The organism is Burkholderia sp. 22313 (assembly GCF_052045245.1).
Lineage (GTDB): Bacteria > Pseudomonadota > Gammaproteobacteria > Burkholderiales > Burkholderiaceae > Burkholderia.
The window spans coordinates 76735-96246 of record NZ_JBQEON010000021.1 but is presented as its reverse complement, the minus strand read 5'-3'; the positions used below and the strand labels follow the sequence as shown (position 1 = coordinate 96246).

18 protein-coding genes are annotated in these 19512 nt (G+C 67.7%); 6 read left to right on the top strand and 12 right to left on the bottom strand.

Annotated elements, in window-relative coordinates; all coding sequences use genetic code 11:
- Positions 1 to 17: 17 nt before the first annotated feature.
- The gene (gene cysE, locus ACTJKF_RS18655; protein WP_440625018.1) at positions 18 to 791 is read right to left on the bottom strand and encodes a serine O-acetyltransferase; all 774 of its coding nucleotides are present in this window, start codon (positions 789 to 791) and stop codon (positions 18 to 20) included.
- Between the two features lie 305 nt (positions 792 to 1096).
- A complete protein-coding gene (locus ACTJKF_RS18650) occupies positions 1097 to 1921 on the bottom strand; it encodes an RNA methyltransferase (RefSeq protein WP_440625016.1) in 825 nt (274 codons plus the stop codon).
- Between the two features lie 278 nt (positions 1922 to 2199).
- On the opposite strand from ACTJKF_RS18650, the gene ACTJKF_RS18645 reads away from it, so the two are divergent.
- The 4 genes from ACTJKF_RS18645 to ACTJKF_RS18630 all read left to right on the top strand — a co-directional run bounded on the left by ACTJKF_RS18645 (position 2200) and on the right by ACTJKF_RS18630 (position 9067).
- On the top strand, positions 2200 to 3003 hold the full coding sequence (locus ACTJKF_RS18645; RefSeq protein ID WP_006751612.1) for an inositol monophosphatase family protein: 804 nt from the start codon (positions 2200 to 2202) through the stop codon (positions 3001 to 3003).
- Positions 3004 to 3328: 325 nt separating this feature from the next.
- Positions 3329 to 4951, top strand: a complete 1623-nt coding sequence (locus ACTJKF_RS18640; protein ID WP_440625013.1) for an NAD(P)/FAD-dependent oxidoreductase — start codon at positions 3329 to 3331, stop codon at positions 4949 to 4951.
- A 206-nt stretch (positions 4952 to 5157) separates the two neighbouring features.
- Positions 5158 to 7815: a DNA mismatch repair protein MutS gene (gene mutS, locus ACTJKF_RS18635; protein ID WP_440625011.1), complete on the top strand. Its 2658-nt coding sequence runs from the start codon at positions 5158 to 5160 to the stop codon at positions 7813 to 7815.
- Complete coding sequence (locus tag ACTJKF_RS18630) at positions 7796 to 9067, top strand: hypothetical protein (RefSeq protein ID WP_440625009.1); 1272 nt, start codon at positions 7796 to 7798, stop codon at positions 9065 to 9067. Before mutS ends, ACTJKF_RS18630 begins: the two co-directional genes overlap by 20 nt.
- On the opposite strand, the gene ACTJKF_RS18625 is transcribed toward ACTJKF_RS18630, so the two are convergent.
- Positions 9047 to 9589: an FKBP-type peptidyl-prolyl cis-trans isomerase gene (locus ACTJKF_RS18625; RefSeq protein WP_044847987.1), complete on the bottom strand. Its 543-nt coding sequence runs from the start codon at positions 9587 to 9589 to the stop codon at positions 9047 to 9049. The two genes, ACTJKF_RS18630 and ACTJKF_RS18625, sit on opposite strands and share 21 nt — an antisense overlap.
- Before the next feature lie 32 nt (positions 9590 to 9621).
- Here ACTJKF_RS18625 and ACTJKF_RS18620 point away from each other — a divergent pair, with 32 nt between their 5' ends.
- Together ACTJKF_RS18620 and ACTJKF_RS18615 are read left to right on the top strand one after the other, a co-directional pair.
- Positions 9622 to 10842: a JmjC domain-containing protein gene (locus ACTJKF_RS18620; protein ID WP_440625006.1), complete on the top strand. Its 1221-nt coding sequence runs from the start codon at positions 9622 to 9624 to the stop codon at positions 10840 to 10842.
- 54 nt (positions 10843 to 10896) lie between these two features.
- A complete protein-coding gene (locus tag ACTJKF_RS18615; protein ID WP_011657350.1) occupies positions 10897 to 11142 on the top strand; it encodes a hypothetical protein in 246 nt (81 codons plus the stop codon).
- A gap of 329 nt (positions 11143 to 11471) precedes the next feature.
- On the opposite strand, the gene ACTJKF_RS18610 is transcribed toward ACTJKF_RS18615, so the two are convergent.
- The 9 genes from ACTJKF_RS18610 to ACTJKF_RS18570 all read right to left on the bottom strand — a co-directional run bounded on the left by ACTJKF_RS18610 (position 11472) and on the right by ACTJKF_RS18570 (position 19501).
- Positions 11472 to 12248, bottom strand: coding sequence for an MBL fold metallo-hydrolase (locus ACTJKF_RS18610; protein WP_440625004.1), 777 nt, complete (start codon positions 12246 to 12248; stop codon positions 11472 to 11474).
- A gap of 4 nt (positions 12249 to 12252) precedes the next feature.
- Positions 12253 to 13395 carry an outer membrane protein assembly factor BamC gene (gene bamC, locus ACTJKF_RS18605; protein ID WP_440625002.1) on the bottom strand — a complete coding sequence of 381 codons (1143 nt, stop codon included), beginning with the start codon at positions 13393 to 13395 and terminating at the stop codon, positions 12253 to 12255.
- 111 nt (positions 13396 to 13506) lie between these two features.
- Positions 13507 to 14412 carry a 4-hydroxy-tetrahydrodipicolinate synthase gene (gene dapA, locus ACTJKF_RS18600; protein WP_440625000.1) on the bottom strand — a complete coding sequence of 302 codons (906 nt, stop codon included), beginning with the start codon at positions 14410 to 14412 and terminating at the stop codon, positions 13507 to 13509.
- A gap of 47 nt (positions 14413 to 14459) precedes the next feature.
- Positions 14460 to 15062: a class I SAM-dependent methyltransferase gene (locus ACTJKF_RS18595; protein ID WP_440624998.1), complete on the bottom strand. Its 603-nt coding sequence runs from the start codon at positions 15060 to 15062 to the stop codon at positions 14460 to 14462.
- Positions 15063 to 15071: 9 nt separating this feature from the next.
- Positions 15072 to 16274, bottom strand: a complete 1203-nt coding sequence (locus ACTJKF_RS18590; RefSeq protein WP_440624996.1) for a tryptophan--tRNA ligase — start codon at positions 16272 to 16274, stop codon at positions 15072 to 15074.
- 8 nt (positions 16275 to 16282) lie between these two features.
- The gene (locus ACTJKF_RS18585) at positions 16283 to 16945 is read right to left on the bottom strand and encodes a site-2 protease family protein (RefSeq protein ID WP_440624994.1); all 663 of its coding nucleotides are present in this window, start codon (positions 16943 to 16945) and stop codon (positions 16283 to 16285) included.
- Positions 16946 to 16992: 47 nt separating this feature from the next.
- A complete protein-coding gene (locus ACTJKF_RS18580; protein WP_124522131.1) occupies positions 16993 to 17625 on the bottom strand; it encodes an L-threonylcarbamoyladenylate synthase in 633 nt (210 codons plus the stop codon).
- Positions 17626 to 17697: 72 nt separating this feature from the next.
- Entirely contained in the window at positions 17698 to 18528 is an 831-nt protein-coding gene (locus tag ACTJKF_RS18575) for a 3',5'-nucleoside bisphosphate phosphatase (RefSeq protein WP_440624991.1), read from the bottom strand.
- A gap of 82 nt (positions 18529 to 18610) precedes the next feature.
- Positions 18611 to 19501 (bottom strand): alpha/beta fold hydrolase, encoded by an 891-nt coding sequence (locus ACTJKF_RS18570; protein ID WP_440624989.1) that lies wholly within the window; start codon positions 19499 to 19501, stop codon positions 18611 to 18613.
- Positions 19502 to 19512 lie beyond the last annotated feature (11 nt).

Genomic DNA, 19512 nt, shown 5'->3' with positions numbered 1-19512 from the left:
CGCCGGCAGGCGCTGCACTACGGCTGGCGCTCGACCGCCTTGCCCTCCAGTACCGCCGACAGCCTGCGCAGGTCGAGACGCGCCGCGTCCGCGCCCTGCAGCGTTTCCAGATGCGTACCGAGTTGCTCGAGCGCCGCGACGATCTCGTCGACGCGCCGGCTTTCCTTCGCCGCGTGATCGATCAGCCCGTGAATCGCGAGCGACATCGGGTCGTCCGCATTCGGGGTGATCCCGTATGCGCAGAACGCGGCGCGCTCGGGTTGCGGTTTGGGCTGCGCCGGCATCACGATGCGCGCCGGGTTGCCGACCGCGGTGCCGCCCGCCGGCACCGGCTTCACGACGACCGCGTTCGAACCGATCTTCGCGCCCGCGCCGACCGTGAAACCCCCGAGCACCTTCGCACCCGCACCGACGATCACGCCGGCCTCGAGCGTCGGATGGCGCTTCGCACCGCGCGTGAGCGACGTGCCGCCGAGCGTCACGCCCTGATAGATCGTGCAGTCGTCGCCGATGATCGCGGTCTCGCCGATCACCACCCCCATCCCGTGATCGATGAACACACGCCGGCCGATCGTCGCGCCCGGGTGAATTTCGATCCCCGTCATGAAGCGCCCGGCCTGCGATGCGAAGCGTGCGAGCCAGTAGCGCTTCGCGCGCCAGCATGCATGCGCGAAACGGTGCAGCACGAGCGCATGCAGCCCCGGATAACAGGTCAGCACTTCCCAGGCACTGCGAGCGGCGGGATCCCGCTCGCGAATCGTCGCAACGTCTTCGCGCAGTCTAGTGAACATGATCTGATCGGGGAAATGGCCGGCGCGCCCCGCCGGCGATGGCCGGCCGTTATCGCACCGGGTGATTTGCTTATGACGTCCGGCGATTGTAGGGCCACTCGCACGTGGCCGCACAGCATCGCGCGTTCACCCCGCCGGCGGCGCGGGTATTCGCGCGGAACGCCCGTCGTGGCGACCTTCGGGACCATGCGGTGAGCTGGCGCACACCGGGCGCAAGCGATCCGGTGGCCGGTGCAACGCAGCCGCCGCGGCCCGCAACGCGGCTGTCGCATGCGTAAGCGCCCGGCAGCCGGCGTGTCGACCGCCTACGCGTCGCCTTCGGGCTTGCCGGACTTCAGCAGGATGTGCTTTGCGATGCCGCGCAGGATGTTGACTTCCTCACGCTCGAGGCCGGTGCGCGCGAACAGGCGCCGCAGCCGCGGCATCAGCTTTTTCGGATTGCGCGGGTCGAGAAAATCGAGCGCGATCAGCGCGTTCTCGAGATGCGCGTACATCCGCTCGATCTCGTCGCTCTGCGCGAGCGTGCCGACCTCGGCTTGCACCGGGCGCGACGACTCGCTGCCCTGCGCGAGGAGCGCAACGCGCAGTTCATACGCGAGCACCTGGATCGCCTGCGCGAGATTCAGCGAACTGTAGGCCGGATTCGCCGGGATATGCGCGAGCGCGCTGCACTGCTCGACGTGCTCGTTCGCGAGGCCCGTGCGCTCGTTGCCGAACACGAGCGCGATGTCGCCGGTACCGACCTGCATGCACGCCAGCTCGGCGGCCGTGCGCGGCGCGAGGCGCGGCGGCCCGTATTCGCGCGTGCGCGCGGTCAGCGCGATCGACCAGTGGACGCCGGACAGCGCGTCGCCGAGCGTGGGCACGACGTGCGCGGACGCGAGGACGTCGTCCGCGCCGCTCGCCATCGCGATCGCCTCGGGGTCGCTCTGCACGTGCGGCACACGCGGCGCGACCAGCACGAGGCGCGAAAAGCCCATCGTCTTCAGCGCGCGGGCGGCCGCCCCGACGTTGCCGGGATGGCTCGGCTCGACGAGCACGAAACGGGTGGACGTGAAGCCGCCGGACGGCGGCGCGGACGAGGCCGCGCCCGATTCGGACGGCGCGGCGGGGTTCTGCGGAGTTTCCACTACATACGACTCGGTTCATCGGAATGGCAGTATGGTATCGCCATCGCCCCGGCAAACCCACTCGTCCGGACGGACAGTGGGGTTTCCCCGCATCCTGGTCACCTGAAACTCTCGAAAATCGGGTAAAATCATGCGCTTACGCGTCGCATCCCGTGCGGCGCGGGTCGTACCCCGCTCTTTGTCAATTCGCGTCTCATCTCGCCCGGCCCGTTTGCGCCGTTCCGGGCGGTGTGTTCCACTTCGTGGCGGCCCGTGCCGCCGGCTACAGGATCAGGCTCATGCATCCCATGCTCAACATTGCTGTCAAGGCTGCGCGCCGCGCCGGACAGATCATCAACCGCGCCTCCCTCGATCTCGACCTGATCGAGATCCGCAAGAAGCAGCAGAATGACTTCGTCACCGAAGTGGACAAGGCCGCCGAAGAGGCGATCATCGAGACGCTGAAGACCGCCTACCCCGACCACGCGATCCTCGCGGAAGAATCGGGCGAATCGGAGAACGAATCCGAATTCAAGTGGATCATCGATCCGCTCGACGGCACGACCAACTTCATCCACGGCTTCCCGTACTACTGCGTATCGATCGCGCTCGAGCACAAGGGTGTCGTCACGCAGGCCGTCGTCTACGATCCGAACAAGAACGACCTGTTCACGGCCACCCGCGGCCGCGGTGCGTACCTGAACGACCGCCGCATCCGCGTCGGCCGTCGCGACCGCCTCGCAGACGCGCTGGTCGGCACCGGTTTCCCGTTCCGCGAAAAGGACGGCCTCGACGCGTATGCGCGCCTGTTCACCGAAATGACCCAGGCCTGCACGGGCCTGCGCCGCCCGGGCGCGGCCGCACTCGACCTCGCGAACGTCGCGGCCGGCCGTCTCGACGCGTTCTTCGAGCAAGGCATCAACGTGTGGGACATGGCGGCCGGCAGCCTGCTGATCACCGAAGCCGGCGGCCTCGTCGGCAACTACACGGGCGATGCCGATTTCCTGCATCGTCATGAGATCGTCGCGGCGAACCCGAAGATCTACGCGCAGATGATCCCGATCCTGAACCGCTACAGCCGCGTGCATCCGGCCGCGGAGTAAGCCCGGGCCGCGCCCGCGCGGCGCGGCGGCTTTCGCATCAGCGTCAGCCTCAACCACTCGCCGGCACCGTCACGATGGCGCGCGCGTTGTCTTCCGGTTATCCGGGGGACGCAGTACTCTTCTCCACGCAGGGGACGCTTCGGGCGCCCGTCCTGACATGGCCCGAGTGGTCCGGCCCGGCCGGCGTGCAGCCGCGCGTACCGTGTTGCCCCGCGCCAGCTGGCCTGGCCTCGGGGGGGCTCACGCAGCGAACGACGCCGCCGGCCTGCCGGCCCCGCCTGTCTCAACACCGCCACGACTTCGTGGCGACCGTATCCGACCACTCATGTTACGGCTAAGCGAACTTAAACTCCCGCTCGACCACCCCGAGAGCGCCCTCGAAGCCGCGATTCACGCGCGCCTCGCGGAGCTTGGCGTGGCGGCAGACGGGCTCCTGCGCTACACGGTATTCCGCCGTGCGCACGATGCGCGCAAGCGCTCCGACATCAAGCTCACGTATATCGTCGATGTCGAGGTCAAGGACGAAGCGGCCGTGCTGCCGCGACTCGCCGGCACGCCGCACTGCGCCGTGACGCCCGACATGGCGTACCACTTCGTCACGCAGGCGCCCGAGCACGGCAACTTCCTGCGCCCGGTCGTGATCGGCATGGGGCCGTGCGGCCTGTTCGCCGGGCTGATCCTTGCGCAGATGGGCTTTCGCCCCATCATCCTCGAACGCGGCAAGGCCGTGCGCGAGCGCACCAAGGACACCTTCGGCCTGTGGCGCAAGAGCGTCCTCAACCCCGAGTCCAACGTGCAGTTCGGCGAAGGCGGCGCCGGGACGTTCTCCGACGGCAAGCTGTACAGCCAGATCAAGGATCCGCACCACTACGGCCGCAAGGTGCTCGACGAATTCGTCAAGGCCGGCGCACCGGAAGACATCCTGTACCTGAGCCGGCCGCACATCGGCACGTTCCGCCTCGTCAGCATGGTGGAAAAGATGCGCGCGACCATCCATGAACTGGGCGGCGAAGTGCGCTTCGAAACCCGCGTCGAGGACATCGAAATCGATCAGGGCAAGGTGCGCTCGCTGACGCTGTCGAACGGCGAAACGCTCCGGTGCGACCACGTGGTGCTGGCCGTGGGCCACAGCGCGCGCGACACGTTCCAGATGCTGCACGATCGCGGCGTGTACGTCGAAGCGAAGCCGTTTTCGCTCGGTTTCCGGATCGAACATCCGCAGGGGCTGATCGATCGCAGCCGCTTCGGCAAGTTCGCGGGTCACAAGCAACTCGGCGCGGCCGACTACAAGGTGGTCCACCACTGCAGCAACGGGCGCGCGGTCTACAGCTTCTGCATGTGCCCGGGCGGCACGGTGGTCGCGGCGACGTCCGAGCCGGGCCGCGTGGTCACCAACGGCATGAGCCAGTATTCGCGCGCCGAGCGCAACGCGAACGCGGGCATCGTCGTCGGCATCACGCCGGAAGACTATCCGGGCGGGCCGCTCGCCGGCATCGCGTTCCAGCGCAAATGGGAAGAGCGCGCGTTCGAACTCGGCGGCGGCGACTACAGCGCGCCAGGCCAGTTGGTCGGCGACTTCATCGCCGGCCGGCCGTCGACGTCGCTCGGCTCCGTGGTGCCGTCGTACAAGCCGGGCGTGCGCCCGACGGACCTCAGCACCGCGCTGCCCGACTACGTGATCGAAGCGATTCGTGAAGCGCTGCCGCAGATCGACCGGAAGATCGCCGGCTTCGCGATGCACGATGCGGTGCTCACCGGCGTGGAGACGCGCACGTCGTCACCGATCCGGATCCGGCGCAAGGACGATTACCAGAGCGTGAACGTCGACGGGCTGTATCCGGCCGGCGAAGGTGCCGGGTATGCGGGCGGCATCTATTCGGCAGCCATCGACGGTATCGAAGTCGCGCAGGCGGTGGCGCTCGACATCGCATCGACACACGCGTCCTGATGTGCCGCGGACCGGCGCACGGAGGTTCGTGCGCCGGGTAGAACCGGCCGTTGCATGCCCGCCTCGCGGCAAGATCGAATCGCCATATCGGGGCGACGGCTGCCGATCGTGGCCTCCCGCTACCGGCCAAACGGCGAACTTCGCGCTTGTGCACCGAAGCCACTGGTAAACTCGGGCAACTCAAGCAACAACTTTACGCCGGATCTATGACCACGCTGTCGCCCGAGGCCTTTGCTGGCCACACTCCGATGATGCAGCAGTACCTGCGCATCAAGGCCGATCACCCCGACGCGCTCGTCTTCTACCGGATGGGTGACTTCTACGAGCTGTTCTTCGAGGATGCGGAGAAAGCCGCACGCCTGCTCGACCTGACCCTCACTCAACGCGGCGCATCGGCCGGCACGCCGATCAAGATGGCCGGCGTCCCGCACCACGCGGTCGAACAGTATCTGGCGAAGCTCGTGAAGATGGGCGAATCGGTCGCGATCTGCGAGCAGATCGGCGACCCGGCCACGTCGAAGGGGCCCGTGGAGCGCAAGGTCGTGCGCGTCGTCACGCCCGGCACGCTGACCGATGCCGCGCTGCTGTCCGACAAGAACGACGTCTACCTGCTCGCGATGTGCACGGGCCACAACAAGCGCGGCGTCGCGGTCAACATCGGCCTCGCGTGGCTGAACCTTGCCAGCGGCGCGCTGCGGCTCGCCGAAATCGAACCCGATCAGCTCGGCGCCGCGCTCGAACGCATCCGGCCGGCCGAGATCCTGACGGCGGACGGCGCGACCGACGCCGTGCCCGCGGGCGCCGGTGCGATCAAGCGCGTGCCGGCCTGGCACTTCGACATCGCGTCGGGCACGCAGCGCCTGTGCGACCAGCTCGACGTCGCGGGCCTCGACGGCTTCGGCGCGCATTCGCTGACGAGCGCCTGCGGCGCGGCGGGCGCGCTGCTGCTGTATGCGGCAGCCACCCAGGGCCAGCAACTGCGACACGTGCGCAGCCTGAAGGTCGAAAACGAAACCGAATACATCGGGCTCGATCCGGCGACGCGCCGCAACCTCGAACTGACCGAAACGCTGCGCGGCACCGAATCGCCGACGCTGTATTCGCTGCTCGACACCTGCTGCACGACGATGGGCAGCCGCCTGCTGCGCCATTGGCTGCATCATCCGCCGCGCGCATCGGTCGCGGCGCAGTCGCGCCAGCAAGCGATCGGCGCGCTGCTCGAGGCGCCCGCGCACGCGAGCCTCGACGCCCTGCGCAGCGCGCTGCGCCAGATCGCCGACGTCGAGCGGATCACCGGGCGTCTCGCCCTGCTGTCCGCGCGGCCGCGCGACCTGTCGAGCCTGCGCGACACGTTCGCCGCACTGCCGGCCCTGCGCGAGCGCATCAGCGCGATCGTCGCGAACGCGGATGCGCTCACGCGCGTCGACGCGGCGCTCGCCCCGCCCGCGGAATGCCTCGACCTGCTGACCGGCGCGATCGCCCCGGAACCTGCCGCGATGGTGCGCGACGGCGGCGTGATCGCGCGCGGCTACGACGCGGAGCTCGACGAGCTGCGCGACATCTCCGAGAACTGCGGCCAGTTCCTGATCGATCTCGAAGCACGCGAGCGCACCCGCACGGGCATCGCGAACCTGCGCGTCGAATACAACAAGGTGCACGGCTTCTACATCGAGGTCACGCGCGGCCAGACCGACAAGGTGCCGGACGACTATCGCCGCCGCCAGACGCTGAAGAACGCCGAGCGCTACATCACGCCCGAACTGAAGACCTTCGAGGACAAGGCGCTGTCCGCACAGGAACGCGCGCTGGCCCGCGAGCGCGCGCTGTACGACGGCGTGCTGCAGGCGCTGCTGCCGTTCATTCCCGAGTGCCAGCGTGTCGCATCGGCGCTCGCCGAGCTCGACGTGCTTGCCGCGTTCGCCGAACGCGCCCGCACGCTCGACTGGGTGGCGCCAGCCTTCACCGACGAAATCGGCATCGAGATCGAGCAGGGCCGCCATCCGGTCGTCGAAGCGCAGGTCGAGCAGTTCATCGCGAACGACTGCCGGTTCGGCGCCGAGCGCAAGCTGCTGCTGATCACCGGCCCGAACATGGGCGGCAAGTCGACGTTCATGCGGCAGACGGCGCTGATCGCGCTGATGGCGTACGTCGGCAGCTACGTGCCCGCGAAGTCGGCCTGCTTCGGCCCGATCGACCGCATCTTCACGCGGATCGGCGCGGCAGACGACCTCGCCGGCGGCCGCTCGACGTTCATGGTCGAGATGACCGAAGCCGCCGCGATCCTCAACGACGCGACGCCGCAAAGTCTCGTGCTGATGGACGAAATCGGCCGCGGCACGTCGACGTTCGACGGCCTCGCGCTCGCCTGGGCCATCGCACGTCACCTGCTGGCGCAAAACGGCTGCTACACATTGTTCGCGACGCACTACTTCGAGCTGACGCAACTGCCGGCCGAATTCCCGCAAGCGGCGAACGTCCACCTGTCGGCCGTCGAGCACGGCCACGGCATCGTGTTCCTGCACGCCGTCAACGAAGGCCCGGCGAACCAGAGCTACGGGCTGCAGGTTGCGCAGCTCGCGGGCGTGCCAGCACCGGTGATCCGCGCCGCGCGCAAGCATCTTGCGTATCTCGAGCAGCAGTCGGCCACGCAGCACACGCCGCAGCTCGACCTGTTCAGCGCGCCGCCCGCCGCGGCCGACGAACTCGAATGTGCGGATGCACCGGCACCGTCGAGCGCCCCGCATCCGGCGCTCGACAAGCTGCGCGACATCGATCCCGACGATCTCAAGCCGCGCGACGCGCTCGACCTGCTGTACGAACTGCGCACGCTCGTCCGCTCGCACGATGCCGACGGGCACGCCTGAACGCATCCCGTCGCGCGTGTCGGCCCGCGTCGTCGCCGCGCTGGTCGCGGCGGTGCTCGCGCTGGCCCAGGCGGGCGCGCTGGCCGCGCCGCCGAAGCGGGCCGCCGCGCCCTACTCGTTCGCGATCGTGTCCGGCGTCATCAACGTGCCGGCCGACGAGCCGGCCGCGCAGCGGTTGTTCGAATCGATCGCGCGCGAGCGCAACCTGGCGTTCGTCGTCTATGCGGGTGACATCAAGGGCATGAAGGAAGCGTGCCGCGACGCGCTGTACACGCAGCGCGGCGCGATCCTGAACGCGGTGCGCGTACCGCTCGTGTTCGTTCCCGGCCACGACGACTGGGTGACGTGCAACACCGTGGCCGGCGGAAGCTACGATCCGGTCGAGCGCCTGGACTTCCTGCGGCAGACGCTGCTGGCCGACGCGGCGCTGCCCGACCCCGGCGCACTGCCGATCACACGTGAAAGCGAAGTAGCACGATTCCGGCCGTATCGCGAAAACGCGCGCTGGATGCATGACGACGTCGTCTACGTCGTGCTGAACGCACCGGCGCCGAACAACCATTTCCTGACGGCCGGCGGCCGCAACGGCGAATTCGAGGACCGGGTGATCGCGAACGGCTTCTGGATCGACCATGCGGCCGAATATGCGAAGCGGCGCGAAGCGCGGGCGATGGTGGTGATTTTCGAAGGTGATCCGCAATTCGAGCGCTACGAACGCGCCGAACGGTTTGCGTGGTTGCGTTTCAACCGGCCACGCGTGCGCGACGGCTTCCGTGAACTGAAACGAACGCTGGTGAAGGCGGCGGCGGCATTTCGCGGCCCGATCCTGGTGATGCACGCGAGCAGCGAGCCGCTCGCGAACGGCTTCCTGATCGATCGCCCGCTGCATGCGGACGACGGTGCGCTGGTGGGAAATGTGACGCGTGTCGCGATCGGGCCGCGTCATCCGGCGAATCAGTGGGTGAAGGTCAACGTGTCGCCGGCACGGCAGACGATCTTCAACGTGAGCCTGCAGGACGTCCCGAAGAACCTCCCGCTCCCGCCCGCGCTGCCCGTCGTGCCGCGCGACGATGTCCCGCTGCCCCAGATGCCGGAAATTCCGGCCTTGCCGGCCCTGCCCGACTCGTCGTCGGTCGCGCCGCCGCTGCAGGGCGACGGCACGACACCGGGCAGCGGCGCGTGGCCCGCACCGCCCCCGGCTTCAGGGCCGGCGCCCGGCCTGCCTGCCAGTTCAGTGCAGGGTACGCCCTGACGGCGCGTCGCCGTCCTCGTCTTCGTCCTCGTCGACGATTTCGAGCCCTTCCGCGCCGTGCGCGTGCTCATGCTCGATTTCGTCCTCGGTCGCTTCGCGAACGTCCTTGACCGTGAGCGCGAAACGCAGCGCCATGCCCGCGAGCGGGTGATTGCCGTCGAGCACGACCTTGTCTTCAGCGATGTCGGTGACCGTGTAGATCAGCGAATCGACTTCCTCGTCGCCGTCTTCCGGCGTGCCTTCGAACTGCATGCCCACTTCGATCGGCTCGGGAAAACGATCGCGCGGCTCGATCTTCACGAGTTCGGGATCATAGTCGCCGAACGCGTCCTGCGGCTCGAGCTGAACCTGCGCCTGGTAACCGGGCTCCTGGCCGTCCAGCTGTTCCTCGATCTTGGGGAACGTGCCATCATAGCCGCCGTGCAGATAAACCATCGGCTCGTCGCTTTCCTCGATCAGATTGCCTTGCGCATCCGACAGCTTGTAAGCGACCGACACGACGGTGTTTTTTGCGATTTTCATCCAATTCTCCCAAATACAAGTCTCATTATACGATGCGCAACCGGTCTCAAGCCGAACCGCGGGATGCCGCTGCCGCCCCGCTCGGCGCGCCGCCTTCCGATCTTCCCACGCCTCTGCTGGGCGGTCTCACGCCGGCGCAATTCATGCGCCGCTACTGGCAGAAGAAGCCGCTGCTGATCCGCCAGGCGATCCCCGGCGTGAAGCCGCCGGTCACGCGCGATGCGCTGTTCGAGCTCGCAGCCGACTATGACGCCGAATCGCGCCTGATCACCCATTTTCGTAACAAGTGGCAACTTGCACACGGCCCGTTCGAACCGGACGCGCTGCCGGCCATCTCGCGCAAGTCCTGGTCCTTGCTCGTGCAGGGGCTCGACCTGCACGTCGACGCGGCCCGCGCACTGCTCGACCGCTTCCGCTTCATCCCGGACGCGCGCCTCGACGACCTGATGATTTCGTACGCGACGGACGGCGGCGGCGTCGGCCCGCACTTCGACTCGTACGACGTGTTCCTGCTGCAGGTCGAAGGCCGGCGCCGCTGGCGCATCGGTGCCCAGAAGGACCTGTCGCTGCAGCCGGACGTGCCGCTGAAGATCCTCGAGCATTTCGAGCCGAGCGACGAATGGGTGCTGGAGCCGGGCGACATGCTGTATCTGCCGCCGCACATCGCGCACGACGGCGTGGCAGAAGGCGAATGCATGACCTGCTCGATCGGCTTTCGGGCACCGTCCGACGGCGAGCTCGGCGCGCAATTCCTGTACTACCTCGCGGAACGCGGCGGCCTGCGCGACGCGCGCGGTGACGCGCTGTACCGCGACCCCAAGCAGCCTGCGGTCGACGCGCCGGCCCAGTTGCCGCCGGCAATGGTCGAACGCGTCGCCGAGATCATCGATGCGATCCGCTGGCGCAAACGCGACGTCGCCGAATTCCTCGGCTGCTACCTGAGCGAGCCGAAATCCAACGTCGTTTTCGAGCCGCCGGCACGTCCGCTGTCCGAAGCCGCGTTCGTCGCGCAAGCGTCACGCAAGGGCGTGTATCTCGACAGACGCGCCGCATTGATGTATAACGCGCGCTCGTACTTCATTAATGGCGAGGAAGAACCGATCGAGCAAGCCGGTGAATGGCTGCCCGAACTGGCCAATCTGCGCCACATGGAGGCGAAACGGTTTGTAACACTATCCCGGGCTCCCTCAATGACAGCCTTGCTGCACGAATGGTATTGTGCGGGCTGGCTACGGGTCGGAAACCGGATTTAGTGGGCCGCCCCGTACGCCCGTGCAGATCAAATTCTGTATGGGAAAGACAACGTATTGACCCCGCATTTGTCGACGGTCGATAGGAAAGTGCATATAATTTCCGCCCAAGCCGTAGGGAAGATTCACGCTCTAGAAGTGCGTCTCCACCAGCGGCCCAGGTCGGTGTTGGAGCACATTACCGGTATTGTTTCGCGCTGTTGCTTACCTTTAACCATAAAAGGACGTGATCATGAAGAAATCCCTCCTCGTAGCTTCCCTGTTGGCTGCTGTTGCACTGGCTGCTTGCAACAAGAGCGCTGATCAAGCTGCTTCGTCGGCTGCAAGCGACGCGGCTGCTGCTGCTTCGACGGCTGCTTCGGCAGTTGCTGGTGCTGCGAGCGACGCTTCGGCTGCTGCTTCGTCGGCTACGGCTGCTGCGAGCGACGCAGCTGCTGCTGTGGCGTCGGCTGCTTCGGCAGCGACGGCTGCTCCGGCTTCGGGCGCAAGCCAGTAAGCCTCAGCATCAGCTGAAAAAAAACCGGCCCCTGGGGCCGGTTTTTTTACGTCTGTCGGTTTCCGCGCATCGTACCCGGCAGCCAGGCCGTCAGGAAGCCGTCTTGAGCCCTCCTGCGCCCTCTCCTGCGGCCCGCTCAGCCCAGCGTCAGCCAGTCGAAGCCCGCGTCCTGCGTGGCCACGACGACCTCCTCCCCGTCCGTCCCCAGCACGCCGGCCAACGCCTGGCGGGCCAGTTCGGGCCGGTTGTTCTGCTGGCTCAGGTGTGCCGCGACCAGGTGCTGGAGGCGGCTGCGCTCGAGCGACGCGAGAATGCCCGCGGCGGCATCGTTGCTCAGGTGGCCGTGGTTGCCGCCGATCCGCGCCTTCAGCGACTGCGGATAGCGGCTCCCGGCGAGCAGCGCGGTATCGTGATTGGATTCGAGCACGAGCGCATCGCAGCCGCTCAGGACGGTCGTGATGTGCGGCGTGGCCATCCCGACGTCGGTCAGCACGCCGAGCCGGCGGCAACCGTCCATGAAGACGAACTGGAGCGGTTCCCGCGCGTCGTGGGGCACCGTATAGGGCATCACGGCCAGATCGCGGATCGAAGCCGTCTCGTCGCCCCACAGCACGTGGAGATCGACGTCGGCCTCGTCGGCGCCCACCGCCCGCGCCGTGCCCCAGCTCATGTAGAGCGGCAGCGACCCGCGACGCGCGAGCGTCAGCGCACTGCCGACGTGGTCGCTGTGTTCGTGGGTGATGAGGATCGCATCGAGATCGTCGATGCCGAGATTCAGGCGGCCGAGCCGGCGCTCGACCTCCTTCGCTGAAAAGCCGCAGTCGAGCAGCACGCGGGTGGTCGTCGTGCCGCTCGCGACCTCGACGACCAGCGCGTTGCCTTCGCTGCCGCTACCGAGGCTGGCGAAGCGCACGCGTTCAGTTCAACTCGGCGTGCAGCAGCGAAATGATCCGCTGCGCGTCCGACGAGTTGTCGACCTGGCCGTTCGCGTCGACCACCGCGACCTGCGTGCCGCCATTGCCCTGCGCGCGCACGTTGACCAGATATTCCTTGCCGGGCTTGGCCGCCGACGGGCCGCCGTAGAACAGCTTGCCGAACAGGCCGTCGCGCTTGAGCTCTTCCATCGTATTCGCATAGCGGACGGTGTACAGGCCCTTCTCGCGGTCGCGATTGTCGACCGCGAAGTTGGTGCGATCGAGTGCGAGGCCGACGCGCAGCCATGCGCGGTCGAACGACTCGGCCAGCTGCAGCGTCGCGCCGCCGCTCTTGTCGCCGACCTGCGCCGGTGCGGTCGCGGGACGCGCATCGGTCAGCAGCTGCTTCGCCTGCGCGTCGCTCAGGCCGAATTTCTGCATCAGCTTCGACAGGAACACGGCCTCGAGCACCGGATTGCGCGGACGCTCTTCCCAGCGCGACGACGTGCCGCCCTGCGGACCGACCATCATTTCCTCCATCGCGCTATGCGTGATCGAGATGTCGGTGTTGCCGTTCGCCGTGCGGTTCACGAGCGTACGGAAGCGATCGCGCGTGCCGGACGAGTACGCGAAATCGATGACCTTGCCGATCGTGCGGCGGAACCAGTCGTCGGGAATGTTCGCGCGATTCTCGGCCCAGTCGGTGGCCATGATGCCGGTCGACGGTGCGTCGGTCTTCAGCGAGAAGCCATTCTCCTGCCAGAACTCCTTCAGGATCGGCCACAGCTGCTCGGGCGTGCGCCCGTCGACGACGAGCCAGCGGCGGTCGCCGTCGCGCTCGATATGCATGCCGAGCGGATCCTGCGCGCTCGGGACGCCGTCGGTGGCGTTGCCGGCTGCCGTGGTCGCCCGCGGCGGCAGCGTGCCGAGACCGGCGTTGGTCGGCGGCGCGACGAACTGCTGGGTCGTCGGCACCGGCTTCAGGTCGCTCGGCACCGCGAGCGGCGGCGCCGAGCCCGTGTTCTTGTAGTTGACCCGGTCAGGCGCCAGGTAATCGTTCAGCGTATCGCAGCCAGCGAGCGCGCCCAGCGCCAGCGCCACCACCGAAACCTGGATGGCGCGAGAGGAAAAGGCGAAACGTTTCATGAAATCCTTCGTCTTGCTAGAACGCTCGTCAGGAGCGGCGCCGGACGGAGCCGGCCGGTGCGGGTTGATGAGGGGTCGAGCCGGCGGCCGCAGGACGCGGCCGCCTGTGCATCAGGCGAGGACGCCGGCCTCGACGAGGGCCGAACGCACGACATCGTGGCAGCGCTCGTCGAGCGGCGTAAGGGGCAGGCGGATGCCGCCCTGCATCTTGCCCATCGCCTGCAGCGCCCACTTCACCGGAATCGGGTTGGCCTCGACGAACAGGTTCTTGTGCAGCGACAGCAGCTTCATGTGCAGCTCGCGCGCCGTTGCGACGTCGCCCGCCAGCGCCGCGCGGCACAGGTCGCTCATCGCACGCGGCGCGACGTTCGCCGTCACCGAGATGTTGCCGTGGCCGCCGAGCAGCATCAGCGCGATCGCGGTCGGATCGTCGCCGCTGTAGATCGCGAAGTGCTTCGGCGCGGCCTTGATCAGGTGCGCGGCGCGATCGATGTTGCCGGTCGCTTCCTTCACGCCGATGATGCCCGGCACCTGCGCGAGGCGCAGCGTGGTCTCGTGCGCCATGTCGGCCACCGTGCGGCCCGGCACGTTGTACAGGATCACCGGCAGGTCGACCGCTTCGGCGATCGCCTTGAAGTGCCGGTACATCCCTTCCTGCGTGGGCTTGTTGTAGTACGGCACGACCTGCAGCGTCGCGTCGGCGCCAACGGCCTTCGCGTGCTTGGTCAGCTCGATCGCCTCGGCGGTCGAGTTGCCGCCCGCACCCGCGATGATCGGGATGCGTTTCGCCGCGTGCTCGACCGCCGTGCGGATCATCAGGATGTGCTCTTCGACGTTGAGCGTTGCCGACTCGCCGCTCGTGCCGACCACGACGAGTGCGTCGGTGCCTTCCGCGATGTGCCAGTCGATCAGTTTGCGAAACGCCGGCAGGTCGAGACTGCCGTCTTCGAGCATCGGGGTGACGATCGCGGGGATGCTGCCGCGGATTTGAATGCCGTCTTGGGTGCCGTTAGCCATGAAACGCGATTGATTGATGTACCGGTAAACGTTGAGATTGTAGCGGATTAGCCGGGCAGTTCGTAACGTGGAATTCCCGCCCCCGCCGTCGGGGTCGCGCCCTCGCGTACCGCGCAGATGCGCTGGACGAATGCCTCGCGCGGCGCGGCGGCGAATCCGTCCTCGTACGCGACCACCCGCAGGCGGCCGCGCACCGCGTCCAGCAGCTCGCCCGGGGCGAGCAGGAACGCGGGATTGGACGGTTTGCCGACCGTTTCGTTTCCTTGCGCGAAGGTTTCGTAGATCAGCACGCCGCCCGGCGCCACGGCATCGAGCAGATGGGGCCAGAGCGGACGATGCAGATAATGGGTGACGATCACGGCCGCGAACGACGCGCCGGCCGCCAGCGGCCACGGCGCGCCTTCGAGATCGGCGTCGCGTGCGTCGACGCCCGGCATCGCGCGCAATGCTGCCAGCGCGGCCGGATCGCGATCGAGCGCGACGACCGGATGCCCGTGCGACGCAAACCAGCGCGCATGGCGGCCGCCGCCCGCGGCGACGTCGAGCACCGCGCCGCCCGCCGGGACGAGCCGCGACCAGCGGGCGACCCAGCGCGACGGTTCGGCCTGGGCGACGTGGCCGCCCGCGGCGGCAATGACAGGTTCGCGCATGCCGTCAGGTCAGGTGTACGACAGGCCCATCGCGTCGCGCACGTCGCGCATCGTCTCGACCGCGTGCTTGCGCGCCTTGTCGCAGCCGTCCGCGACGATCGCGCGCAGCAGCGACGGATCGTCCATGTACTTTTGCGCGCGCTCGAGCATCGGCTGCTGTTCGCGCAGGATGCCTTCGACGACCGGCTGCTTGCAGTCGAGGCAACCGATGCCCGCCGAGCGGCAGCCGCTCTGCACCCATTGGTGCGTCGTTTCGTCCGTATAGACCTGATGCAGCTGCCACACCGGGCACTTGTCGGGATCGCCCGGGTCGGTGCGACGCACGCGCGCCGGATCGGTCGGCATCGTGCGGACCTTCTTCGTGATCGTCTCCGCGTCCTCACGCAGGCCGATCGTGTTGCCGTACGACTTCGACATCTTCTGGCCGTCGAGACCCGGCATCCGGGACGCTTCGGTCAGCAGCGCCTGCGGCTCGACCAGGATGATCTTGCGCGCGCCTTCGAGATAGCCGAACAGCCGTTCACGGTCGCTCATCGACAGGCTCTGCGATTCCTGCAGCATCGCGCGGGCCTGTTCGAGCGCCTCGTCGTCGCCCTCCTGCTGGTACGCATTGCGCAGCTCGTGATAAAGCTTCGCGCGCTTGCCGCCGAGCTTCTTCGCGGCTTCGAGCGCCTTCTCCTCGAAGCCCGGCTCGCGGCCGTACAGGTAGTTGAAGCGGCGCGCGATCTCGCGCGTCATCTCGACGTGCGGCACCTGGTCTTCGCCGACCGGCACGAGCGAGCCGCGATACAGCAGGATGTCGGCCGCCATCAGCACCGGGTAGCCGAGGAAGCCGTAGGTCGACAGATCCTTGTCCTTCAGCTTCTCCATCTGCTCCTTGTAGGTCGGCACGCGCTCCAGCCAGCCGAGCGGCGTGCTCATGCCGAGCAGCAGCGCGAGCTCCGCATGCTCGGGCACCTTGCTCTGGATGAACAGCGTCGCCTGCGCGGGATCGATGCCGGACGCGAGCCAGTCGATCAGCACATCCCACACGTTTTTCTCGATGACCTCAGGCGTTTCGTAGTGCGTCGTCAGCGCATGCCAGTCGACCACGCAGAAGAAGCACGGGTACTCGGACTGCAGCTTCACCCAGTTTTTCAGCACGCCGTGGTAGTGGCCGAGGTGCAGCGACCCGGTGGGTCGCATGCCGGAGAAAATACGATCTGGGAACATGATTGTCGTTAGAAAAGCGAGGCGAAGGGAGACAGGATGGCGCTCAGCACGCCGGCTGCGGCGTTCACGAGCGGACGCAGCCAGAAGTTCGTCAGCACGCCCGTCGTGACCAGCAGGAGGATGATGATGAAACCGTACGGTTCGATGCGCGACAGCGCGATCGATTGCTTCGGCGGCAATAGCGCCGCCAGGATGCGGCCGCCGTCGAGCGGCGGAAGCGGAAACAGGTTCAGCACGCCGAGCACCAGGTTCGCGCTGACGCCCGCATAGGCCATCCGCGTGAAGAACGGCTCGTCGATGCCGACGGCGGGCAGCACGATGGTCAGCACGCCCCAGATCAGCGCCTGCACGAAGTTGCAAGCCGGGCCCGCGAGCGCCACCCACAGGGTGCCCCAGCGCGGATTGCGCAGGTTGCCGAACGATACCGGCACCGGCTTCGCATAGCCGAACAGGAACGCGCCGCCGGTCAGGAAATACATCGCGAGCGGAATCGCGATCGTGCCGAGCGGATCGATGTGGCGCATCGGATTGAACGACACGCGCCCCATCATGTAGGCGGTGTTGTCGCCGAGCAGGCGCGCGGCATAGCCGTGCGCGGCCTCGTGCAGCGTGATCGCGAAGATCACGGGCAGCGCGTAGACGGCGATGGTCTGTATCAGGGAAGCGTCCATATCGCGTTATTGTAACAAGCGCACTCGCGCAAAAATGAATGCCGCGCTTACGCGGCCGAGAGGCCGAACGGTTCGAGCGCGCCGCGCCCCGCGCGCACGAGCTGCGGCGCGTCGCCCGTCAGGTCGATCACGGTCGATGGCTCGCGCGGACACGCACCGCCGTCGATCACGAGGTCGACCTGTTTCTCGAGCCGCGCACGGATGTCGTCGGGATCGTTGAGCGGCTCGTCGTCCGGCGGCAGGATCAGCGTCGTGCCGAGCAGCGGCTGGCCGAGCGACTCCAGCAGCGCGAGCGTGATCGCGTGATCGGGCACGCGCAGCCCGATCGTCTTGCGCGACGGGTGCGACAGCCGGCGCGGCACTTCCTTCGTCGCCTGCAGGATGAACACGTACGGGCCCGGCGTCACCGACTTGATCTGCCGGTACTGGCGGTTGTCCACCATCGCGAAGTTGGCGAGTTCCGACAGGTCGCGCACGAGCAGCGACAGGTGCTGCTTCTCGTCGAGGCCGCGGATCCGGCGCACGCGCTCGACCGCGTCCTTGTCGTCGAGGTGGCACGCGAGCGCATAGCTCGAATCGGTCGGCATCGCGATCACGCCGCCCTTGCTGACGATGTCCGCGGCCTGCTTGATCAGGCGCGGCTGCGGATTATCCGGATGAATCCTGAAGAACTGGGACATGGAGGCACGTAAAGGGGGAGAAGTCGGATGCGCACGCCGGCGGCGACGCGAACGGCACGCGGCCGCGGCGCGTCAGAGCCAGCGCTCCCAGACCGGTTTCAGGTCGGGCGGCAACGGCGGCAGGCTGCCGAGCTCGACGCGGCCCTCGCCCGGCGCGTGGAAATCCGAGCCGCGCGACACTTCGAAGCCGAAGCGGCGGGCGACGTCCGCGTATTCGCGGTACTGGTCAGGCGTATGGCTGCCCGTGATGACCTCGATCGCACGACCGCCGAGATCGATGAATTCGCCGAAGAACGCGTCGAATTCGACTGGCGTATAGCGGTAGCGGCCCGGGTGCGCGACCACGGCCTCGCCGCCCGCCGCGCGAATCCACCCGACGGCATCGGACAGTGTCGCCCAGCGATGCGGGACGAAACCGGGTTTGCCGTCGCCGAGCAGACGGTCGAACACGTCGGACGTGGAGGCGGCGTGGCCGTTCTCGACCAGGAAGCGCGCGAAGTGCGTGCGCGAGATCAGGTCGGGATTCGATACGTATTTCAGTGCGCCTTCGTACGCGCCGGGAATCCCGAGCGTCTCGAGCTGCGCGGCGATCGCCTGCGCACGGCCGGCACGGCCGTGGCGCGTGCGATAGAGGCCGTCGACGAGCGCCGGATTCGACGGATCGATGTGCAGCCCGACGATGTGCACCGTGCGCGACGCCCACGTGACCGAAATCTCGACGCCGTTCAGGTAACGCATCCCGAGTGCTTCCGCCTCGCTGCGCGCCGCCGCCTGGCCACCGACTTCATCGTGGTCGGTCAGCGCCCACAGGGTCACGCCGCCGGCATGCGCGCGGCGCGCAACGTCGGCAGGCGACAGCAACCCGTCGGAAACATTGGAATGGCAGTGGAGATCAGCGTTCATTGTCGGTATGGCAGGTGAAGCTTCATTCTACTGCAACGCGGCAATTCCGCCGCCCGCCTGCCCCGCCGTCGCTGCCACCGGCCTACGCGCAGAACGCCTCGATCAGCGCCGCGATCTGCTCCGGCTGGTCGTGATGGACCATGTGGCCGGCATCCTCGATGAGCTTTTCGCGCCAGTCGGGGAACGCGCCGAAGCGCGCCTTGAACTCCGGCAGCGGGATGCCGCCCGCGATGTAAGCGAGCGTCGGCGAATTGACGGCCTCGACGTGCAGCACCTTCGCGCGCACCTGCTTCCAGACGGCCATCACCTCGTCGAGCCGGTACAGCATCGGGCCGGCCATCTTGTGTGCGGGATCCGCGAGCAGGTGGTAGAGACCGTCGTCGCCGCGCTTCGACCAGTGCGCGGCGAGAAACGCGGCACGGCGCGGATCGAGCCGCGGATTGGTCTTGATCAGCCGGGCCGCGACCTCGTCGAGCGACGCATACGGACGCAGTACCGGCGGCTCGCGCAACTCGTCGAGCCAGCCGCGCAGCCGGCGCGGCGCCTGCTCGGCCCGCGCGGGGGCGAGCCCGAACCCTTCCAGGTCGACCACGCGCCGCACGCGCTCCGGCCGCGCGCCCGCGTACAGGCAAACGACGTTCGCACCCATGCTGTGCCCGACCAGGTTGACTTCGCCGGTCGGCGCATAGTGGTCGACGAGCGCGTCGAGGTCGCCCAGGTACTCATGGAACCAGTAATGGCCGCCGCCCCGCCGTGCGACCGGCCAGTCCGACAGGCCGAAGCCGCGCGCATCGGGCGCGATCACCTGCCAGTCGCCGGCGAGCGCGTCGACAACGAACTGGAACGATGCCGCGACGTCCATCCAGCCATGCAGCATGAACAGCGTCGGCGCATCGGGCCGGCCCCAGCGCCGGACATGCAGCTTCACGCCGCGCACCGTGACGAAATCGGAAACAGAATTCGAGGCACTCATTGCAGTCGCCA

Excerpts from the sequence above, each read along its gene's own strand:
- ACTJKF_RS18630 (WP_440625009.1), top strand. The coding sequence starts at position 7,796 with ATGCCGACGGGCACGCCTGAACGCATCCCGTCGCGCGTGTCGGCCCGC.
- ACTJKF_RS18640 (WP_440625013.1), top strand. The coding sequence starts at position 3,329 with ATGTTACGGCTAAGCGAACTTAAACTCCCGCTCGACCACCCCGAGAGC.
- ACTJKF_RS18580 (WP_124522131.1), bottom strand. The coding sequence starts at position 17,625 with ATGTCCCAGTTCTTCAGGATTCATCCGGATAATCCGCAGCCGCGCCTG.
- ACTJKF_RS18590 (WP_440624996.1), bottom strand. The coding sequence starts at position 16,274 with ATGTTCCCAGATCGTATTTTCTCCGGCATGCGACCCACCGGGTCGCTG.
- dapA (WP_440625000.1), bottom strand. The coding sequence starts at position 14,412 with ATGGCTAACGGCACCCAAGACGGCATTCAAATCCGCGGCAGCATCCCC.
- ACTJKF_RS18595 (WP_440624998.1), bottom strand. The coding sequence starts at position 15,062 with ATGCGCGAACCTGTCATTGCCGCCGCGGGCGGCCACGTCGCCCAGGCC.
- ACTJKF_RS18570 (WP_440624989.1), bottom strand. The coding sequence starts at position 19,501 with ATGAGTGCCTCGAATTCTGTTTCCGATTTCGTCACGGTGCGCGGCGTG.
- bamC (WP_440625002.1), bottom strand. The coding sequence starts at position 13,395 with ATGAAACGTTTCGCCTTTTCCTCTCGCGCCATCCAGGTTTCGGTGGTG.
- ACTJKF_RS18575 (WP_440624991.1), bottom strand. The coding sequence starts at position 18,528 with ATGAACGCTGATCTCCACTGCCATTCCAATGTTTCCGACGGGTTGCTG.
- ACTJKF_RS18645 (WP_006751612.1), top strand. The coding sequence starts at position 2,200 with ATGCATCCCATGCTCAACATTGCTGTCAAGGCTGCGCGCCGCGCCGGA.
- cysE (WP_440625018.1), bottom strand. The coding sequence starts at position 791 with ATGTTCACTAGACTGCGCGAAGACGTTGCGACGATTCGCGAGCGGGAT.
- ACTJKF_RS18585 (WP_440624994.1), bottom strand. The coding sequence starts at position 16,945 with ATGGACGCTTCCCTGATACAGACCATCGCCGTCTACGCGCTGCCCGTG.
- mutS (WP_440625011.1), top strand. The coding sequence starts at position 5,158 with ATGACCACGCTGTCGCCCGAGGCCTTTGCTGGCCACACTCCGATGATG.
- ACTJKF_RS18625 (WP_044847987.1), bottom strand. The coding sequence starts at position 9,589 with ATGAAAATCGCAAAAAACACCGTCGTGTCGGTCGCTTACAAGCTGTCG.
- ACTJKF_RS18620 (WP_440625006.1), top strand. The coding sequence starts at position 9,622 with ATGCGCAACCGGTCTCAAGCCGAACCGCGGGATGCCGCTGCCGCCCCG.